The sequence below is a fragment of the Arthrobacter sp. 2YAF22_2 genome, assembly GCF_052114645.1.
GTDB lineage: Bacteria > Actinomycetota > Actinomycetes > Actinomycetales > Micrococcaceae > Arthrobacter.
Window position 1 is genome coordinate 1 of record NZ_JBFRFD010000190.1, and the last position, 6,165, is coordinate 6,165.

At 65.1% G+C, this 6,165-nt stretch carries 9 protein-coding genes; 5 read left to right on the forward strand and 4 right to left on the reverse strand.

All coding sequences use genetic code 11. The features are described 5' to 3' along the window. A partial coding sequence (locus tag AB4Y86_RS09530) for an FAD-dependent oxidoreductase (protein WP_441402009.1) occupies positions 1–148 on the reverse strand: 148 nt, incomplete at its 3' end. Next, positions 148–1,011, reverse strand: coding sequence for a fumarylacetoacetate hydrolase family protein (locus AB4Y86_RS09535; protein WP_441402001.1), 864 nt, complete (start codon positions 1,009–1,011; stop codon positions 148–150). The genes AB4Y86_RS09535 and AB4Y86_RS09530, both read right to left, overlap by 1 nt. A gap of 247 nt (positions 1,012–1,258) precedes the next feature. Between AB4Y86_RS09535 and AB4Y86_RS09540 the strand changes: the two genes are divergently transcribed. Beyond that, entirely contained in the window at positions 1,259–1,576 is a 318-nt protein-coding gene (locus AB4Y86_RS09540; protein WP_441402002.1) for an acylphosphatase, read from the forward strand. 36 nt (positions 1,577–1,612) lie between these two features. Here the strand turns inward: AB4Y86_RS09540 and AB4Y86_RS09545 are convergent, their stop codons facing one another. Together AB4Y86_RS09545 and AB4Y86_RS09550 are read right to left on the reverse strand one after the other, a co-directional pair. Beyond that, entirely contained in the window at positions 1,613–2,029 is a 417-nt protein-coding gene (locus tag AB4Y86_RS09545) for a hypothetical protein (protein ID WP_441402003.1), read from the reverse strand. Between the two features lie 205 nt (positions 2,030–2,234). Next, positions 2,235–2,411, reverse strand: a complete 177-nt coding sequence (locus tag AB4Y86_RS09550) for an SRPBCC family protein (protein ID WP_441402004.1) — start codon at positions 2,409–2,411, stop codon at positions 2,235–2,237. Between the two features lie 113 nt (positions 2,412–2,524). On the opposite strand from AB4Y86_RS09550, the gene AB4Y86_RS09555 reads away from it, so the two are divergent. The 4 genes from AB4Y86_RS09555 to AB4Y86_RS09570 all read left to right on the forward strand — a co-directional run. Next, positions 2,525–2,872, forward strand: a complete 348-nt coding sequence (locus tag AB4Y86_RS09555) for a cupin domain-containing protein (protein WP_441402005.1) — start codon at positions 2,525–2,527, stop codon at positions 2,870–2,872. Between the two features lie 34 nt (positions 2,873–2,906). After that, complete coding sequence (locus tag AB4Y86_RS09560; protein ID WP_441402006.1) at positions 2,907–4,253, forward strand: alpha-hydroxy acid oxidase; 1,347 nt, start codon at positions 2,907–2,909, stop codon at positions 4,251–4,253. Between the two features lie 7 nt (positions 4,254–4,260). Next, positions 4,261–5,163 (forward strand): ABC transporter substrate-binding protein, encoded by a 903-nt coding sequence (locus AB4Y86_RS09565; RefSeq protein WP_441402007.1) that lies wholly within the window; start codon positions 4,261–4,263, stop codon positions 5,161–5,163. A 6-nt stretch (positions 5,164–5,169) separates the two neighbouring features. Continuing rightward, on the forward strand, positions 5,170–6,165 hold a 996-nt coding region (locus tag AB4Y86_RS09570; RefSeq protein WP_441402008.1), incomplete at its 3' end, for an amino acid ABC transporter permease.

Here is a 6,165-nt window from a genome sequence, read left to right on the forward strand (position 1 = left end):
CGCTGATGGCGCGCGGCTCGTCGCTGGTGCTGGCGTTGCGCTCGACGAGCATCACCCTCACGCCCTGGTCCGCGAGCAGGTTCGCCGCGGCCAGGCCGATGGGGCCCGCTCCGATCACCAGGACGTCGGTATCGATGACGTTGCCCATCAGGAGACCAGCTGGACCGTGTTGCTCAGGGTCCCGAGGCCGGTGATTTCAACCTCGACGACGTCGCCTTCATTGAGCAGCCCGGAGGGGACCATGAACCGGCCGACGCCGCCGGGGGTGCCGGTGACGATGACATCGCCCGGCGACAGTCGGGTGAAGCCGGTGACGTAGGCGATCAGCTGGGGGATGGTGAAGTACAGGTCGGCCACGGAGGCCTTCTGGCGGACGTCGCCGTTGACGCGGGTTTCCAGGGTGAGCTTGTCGACGTCGCCCAGGTCCGCGGCCGGAACCAGGTAGGGCCCGAAGCCGCCGGTGCCGGGGAAGTTCTTGCCCGGGGTCCACTGCGTGGTTGAGAGCTGCCAGTCGCGGACGCTGAAGTCGTTGTAGGCGGCGTAGCCGGCGACGTGCTCGAAGGCGTCTGCTTCGGCGACGTGGAAGCCTTCCTTGCCGATGACCAGGGCCATTTCGCCCTCGTAGTCGAATTCATTCGTGGTCGCGGGCATCTGGGCCGGCTGCAGGTGGCCCATCTGGGAGTCGGCGAAGCGGGTGAAGACGGTGGGGGCCTTTTGTTCCTTCTGGTGGGCTGCGTTGCCCGTTTCGTTCTGGTGGCTGCGGTAGTTCACGCCGATGCAGATGATCTTGCCCGGATTGGTGATGGCCGGAAGGAATTTGATCTCAGTTTCATCGCGGGCCGGCGCGGTGCGGAATTCCTCGCCGAGGGTGCCGAAGATGCCCTGTTCGACGGCGGCACGCAGGGTGGGGGCCAGGTCGGCTCCGGTGGGGCCGAGGTCATAGACGGTTCCTTCGCTCACGATGCCCCAGGTGGGTGAGCCGTCGGCGGCCAGGAAGCTTGCGTACTTCATGATGTGGTCCTTTCGCGGCGGCAGGGCGCCCGTGGTGAACAGAAGTTGGGTCCCGCCCGGCAGCTCGAAGTGCCTGGCGGGAAGCATTTTCAACTGATCACAGACTATGTGAGCCGCAGTGCATTACGCAAGCAATTATATATTGTCTGTTCTTTTGAACATTATTGTCGGTGTCGCCCGGTGGGCTCGTCGAGTCCGGCGAAAGTCCCGGATGTCCCCGGTGCCGGGCGGGGACTACATTGGACGCATGGCTGAATTCGCTGACCGTCGCGGCGCTGCAGACACCGGTACCGCCGTGCGCCTGACGGCCCGGGTGGCGGGCATGGTGCAGGCAGTCGGCTTCCGCTATTGGACCGTGCGCAAGGCCGAGGAACTCGCGTTGTGCGGCATCGTCCGGAACAACGACGACGGCACCGTCGCCGTCGTCGTCGAAGGCCCGCAGGACGTGGTGCTCCAATTCCGCAGTTGGCTGCGCTCGCCGGAGGCGCCAGGGCGGGTGGACCACGTGGACGAGCGGATCACCCGGGCCACCGGAGCGTTCAGCAACTTCCGGGTGGTGTATTGACGGGTGTCCGGCTGGTTCGCCGGCGCAGGGGCCGAGTTACTCGGGCTGGTCGGTGGGCTTGTCTGTAGCCGCATCCGTGCCCTTAGCTGCGGCGGCTTTGCGGAGGGGATCCACTTTCCCGTCCGTGCCGTAGTCGCCTTCTGCGTACCGGCCGATTTCGGAGTCGGCGGTGCGGCCAGGTACGGATCCGCTCTCGCCGTAGTCGGCTTCGACGTATCGTCCAGATTCCCGGGCCTTGGCTCCCAGCGGTTCGGGCAGTCCGCCCTCGCTGCCGGCCGGCCCGTAATTCCCTTCGATGTATTGGCCCTCTTCGTCGTCAGTATGCCGGCCGGTCTGCGCGCCAGCCTTGCCAAAGTTGCCTTCGACGTACCGCCCCCGCAGGTCTTTTTCTTCCGGCTTCTCTTCCGAGGCTGCCTCATCCGGGGTGTCGTTGATGCCGCTGTTCTCGGTCATGACCGTGCCTTTCCCGAAGCGAATTTGCGTCTTGTGCGGCGCAATTTCAGTCTAGCGAGGGGCGCCGATCCCCAACAGGGACGGCAGTCGCAGTGCCCGTGGCAGGGCTGGGAGGGGACCGCTTAGCTGTCTGTTTGCGCCAGTGTTTCCAGCAGCTTCTTGAGGATCTGCCCGCGCCAGCCGCCGCCCATGATGCGGTGCGCGATCACGTGCGTCGGCTCGGGGTGCCGCGCATGGTGTAGCGGTGCCCGGCGACGGGTTTGAAATCGTTTTCCATCAGCCAGGTCGCGATCAGGTCGGGCTCGGTGAGCGCGCGCCACACCTTGGCGGGCGGGTGCGGGAGGAATTCGTCGAGCTCGATGGCGGTCAGCGGCTGTGACATCAGGTGTCCTTCAGGTTAGCGAGGGTGGTGTGGAGGTCTTTCAGGCGGCCGCTAACGGCCGTTCGGGACAAATGGCCCTCGGCAGGGGCCCGGCCGGTGGCTAGGGTGTCCCCATGCAGAAGATATCGATCGATGCCCTGGCCCGTCAGCAAGTTGCGGCCGCGCTCGCGGCCGGCAGCGGACGGGCCGCTGACACGGTGTACGGCGGCCACGAGAAGGTGCTCCGCCAGACCGTGATGGCGTTCCGGGCCGGGACCCAGCTGAGCGAACACCAGAACCCCGGGGAAGCCACCGTATTTGTGCTCAAGGGCTGCGTCCGGCTGCGTTCCGGCACCGAATCCTGGCAAGGGAAGGCCGGGGACCTGCTGATCGTGCCGGACGGGCTGCACAGTCTGGAGGCCGAGGAGGACTCGGCGATCCTGATGACCGTGGCCAAGTTAACCGGCCCGGACAGGGCGTGAAGCATGACCCAGGCGCGCACCCGGAAGGCCCGCAGTGAAGATCAGTGAAGCCAGGCAGCTCATCCAGGTCAAGGCCCCGGTCTTCTCCCGCCGACGCCGGGTGCTGGCCAACGCGTTCAACGTGGCGGAATACCGGAAGGCGGCGAAGAAAGTCCTGCCCGCCGGGATCTTCGACTACCTCGACGGCGGCTCCGAGGACGAAGTGACGCTGCGCCGGAACCGGGCCGTCTTCGATGCCTGGGCCCTCATGCCCAGCTGGGGCCCGGTGTCCGGACCCGACACGGCCACGACCCTGCTGGGTAACAAAAGCACCTTGCCCCTCACCCTGACCCCGACCGGTGCCACCCGGCTGTTCCATCCCGAGGGGGAACTGGCCGTCGCCGCTGCCGCGGACCGGGCCGGCATTCCTTACGGGCYGGCTGGGCTGAGCACCGTCCCGATGGAAGCCATCGCCCGGCGGCAGCCGGCCCTTGAGCGCTGGTTCAACATCGGCCTCAGCTCCGACAGTCAGGCGTTGAAAGACAAACTGGCCCGCTGCGAAGCTGCTGGCTTCCACACCCTCATTGTCGGCGTCGACACCCGCGCGCTGGGATCCCGGGAGCGGGATCTTCACAATGGGTTCACCGCACCTCCCGCGTTAACGCTTTCCACCGTTGCGGACATCGCCCGGCGTCCTTCCTGGTGGATCAACTTCCTGAGATCGGAGGGAATCAGCTTCCCGAACCTGGATCCCCGCAGTGCCGCGGCCACTTCCGTTATCACCCCGGCCATGTGGCAGGACATCCTGGGCCACTCGGACGCGACCAGCGGGTGGGGGGAGCTCGAAGCCTTACGGCAGGCCTGGCCGGGCAAGATCATCCTCAAGGGCTGCGTCAACCCGGCAGATGTGGCCAAGGCTGCGCGGATTGGCGTGGACGCCGTCCAACTGAGCAACCATGGCGGCCGCCAGCTGGACCACATGCTCAGCCCCATGGACGTCCTGCAGGAATCGCGGCAGCGGGTGGGCGATTCGATGGAGATTTATGTGGACTCCGGGATTCGCCGGGGGAGCGACATCCTTAAGGCGCTGGCGCTGGGGGCCGACGCCTGCTCAATCGGCAGGGCCTATCTCTATGGCTTGGTTGCCGCAGGGTCCGAGGGCGTCGGACGAATCATCGAGATCCTCTCGGACGAGCTCCGGCGTACCATGACGTTAGTGGGCGTTTCCAGCATTCCCGAGTTGAAGACCCGGGGTGGAGAAATTCTCCGGGATATTCGACATTCCGGAGAAATCTTTGAAACAACAGCGTCTGGTGAAACGAAGGGATTTCACTCCGGTCCGGCAGTCACTAAGAGTCCTCCCGCAGCGTCGCGTGAGGGTGATGAATCCCTGAACAACTAAGGAAACCATGCGTACTCGATATGTTTTTCCCGTTCTCACGATCGCTTCTGCCCTAGCCCTCTCCGGTTGTGTCAACAACAGCGAGCCCGCTCCCTCGGGCGGCGCCAGCGGAAGTTCCGACGCCGTCGACGTGAAGAAGAACGACTCAATCGCGGCGGCCCTTCCGGACAAAATCAAGAGCGCCGGCGTGCTCAACGTCGGTATGGCCAACAATTACCCGCCCAACGAGTTCAAGGACGATAACGGCGCCCCCGCCGGCTGGTCCGTGGATCTCACCAATGCGCTGGGCAAAGTGCTGGGGGTGAAGGTCAATTTCGACATCGGCACCTTCGATAACATCCTTCCGGCCGTCAAGGCGGGAAAGGATGACATGGGCATGTCCTCCTTTACGGACACCGTGGAACGCGAAAAGCAGGTCGATTTCGTGAATTACTATTCCGCCGGGATCCAGTGGGCCGGGCCCAAGGGCAAGACCGTGGATCCGAAGAACGCGTGCGGGCTCAAGGTCGCGGTCCAGGCCACCACCTATGAGGACACACACGAGGTGCCGGCCAAGTCGAAGGCCTGCACGGATGCCGGGAAACCGGCCATCACCATCTTCAGGTATGACGCCCAGGACCAGGCCACGAACGCCCTGGTGGTCGGACAAGTGGACGCCATGAGCGCCGATTCGCCCGTGACGCTGTATGCGATCTCCAAGACTAAGGACAAGCTGCAGACCGCCGGCGACGCCTTCGAAGTGGCCCCGTACGGGATCCCGGTGGCCAAGGGCAGCGACTTTACCCCGGTCCTGCAAAAGGCGCTGCAGGCGCTGATTGATGACGGTTCCTACAACAAGATCCTGGCCAAGTGGGGTGTGGAAGCCGGCGGCATCAAGAAGGCGGACCTCAACGTGGCCGCCAAGGGCTGACCACCCATGAGCGAGCGGGGAGCCGACAGGGTGACGGATCCGGCTAAGAAACCGGCCACAGCCACGGACCCGGCAGATGCCATCGTCGCCATCCCGCTGCGGCACCCGTGGCGGAACGTGATCGCTGTGGTCCTGGTGCTCGGGCTGGCGGTGTTCCTGTTGGATGCCGCCCAGCGCCCGGACTATGGCTGGGCCGACGTGGGAAAGTACATTTTCGACCGCCGGATCAGCCAGGCCGCCTGGGTGACGTTGTGGCTGACCATCTACGCGATGATCGGCGCGATCGTCATCGGGCTCCTGCTGGCCATCATGCGGCTCTCCCCGAACCCGGTCCTGAAGAGCATTGCCTGGCTGTACATCTGGATCTTCCGCGGGACTCCGGTCTACGTCCAGCTGGTGTTCTGGGGCATCGTGTCGCTGATCTATCCGGTGTTTACGTTCGGGATTCCGTTTACGACGCCGTGGGTCACCGTTCCGAACGGGGTGTTCACCAACCTGTTCATCACCGCGGTGATCGGGCTGGGCCTGAACGAGGCCGCGTACATGTCCGAGATTGTGCGCGCCGGTCTGCTGTCCGTAGACGAGGGACAGGCCGAGGCGTCGACGGCGTTGGCGATGTCCTGGGGGCAGACGATGCGGTTCGTCGTGGTTCCGCAGGCCATGAAAATCATCATTCCGCCCACCGGCAACGAAGTGATCTCGATGCTCAAGACCACCTCACTGGTGGCCGCGATCCCGTTGAGCGTTGACCTGTACGGGGTGTCGCGCGGCATTTCGGCGGTGACGTTCACTCCGGTGCCGCTGCTGATCGTCGCGTCCCTCTGGTACCTGCTCTTCACGTCGGTGCTGATGGTCGGCCAGCACTTTATCGAGAAGCGGTTTTCCCGGGGAACCGGACGGCTCAAGGCGGACAAGGGAGCCRGGACGTCGGCGCCCGGCCCGACGTCGACGCCGGGACCCGGCGCGCCGGGGGTGCCCGGAGTGGCGGGACCCGCCACGCCG

Coding starts and splice junctions, on each gene's coding strand:
- AB4Y86_RS09535 (WP_441402001.1), bottom strand. CDS start 1,011: ATGAAGTACGCAAGCTTCCTGGCCGCCGACGGCTCACCCACCTGGGGC.
- AB4Y86_RS09540 (WP_441402002.1), top strand. CDS start 1,259: ATGGCTGAATTCGCTGACCGTCGCGGCGCTGCAGACACCGGTACCGCC.
- AB4Y86_RS09545 (WP_441402003.1), bottom strand. CDS start 2,029: ATGACCGAGAACAGCGGCATCAACGACACCCCGGATGAGGCAGCCTCG.
- AB4Y86_RS09550 (WP_441402004.1), bottom strand. CDS start 2,411: ATGTCACAGCCGCTGACCGCCATCGAGCTCGACGAATTCCTCCCGCAC.
- AB4Y86_RS09555 (WP_441402005.1), top strand. CDS start 2,525: ATGCAGAAGATATCGATCGATGCCCTGGCCCGTCAGCAAGTTGCGGCC.
- AB4Y86_RS09565 (WP_441402007.1), top strand. CDS start 4,261: ATGCGTACTCGATATGTTTTTCCCGTTCTCACGATCGCTTCTGCCCTA.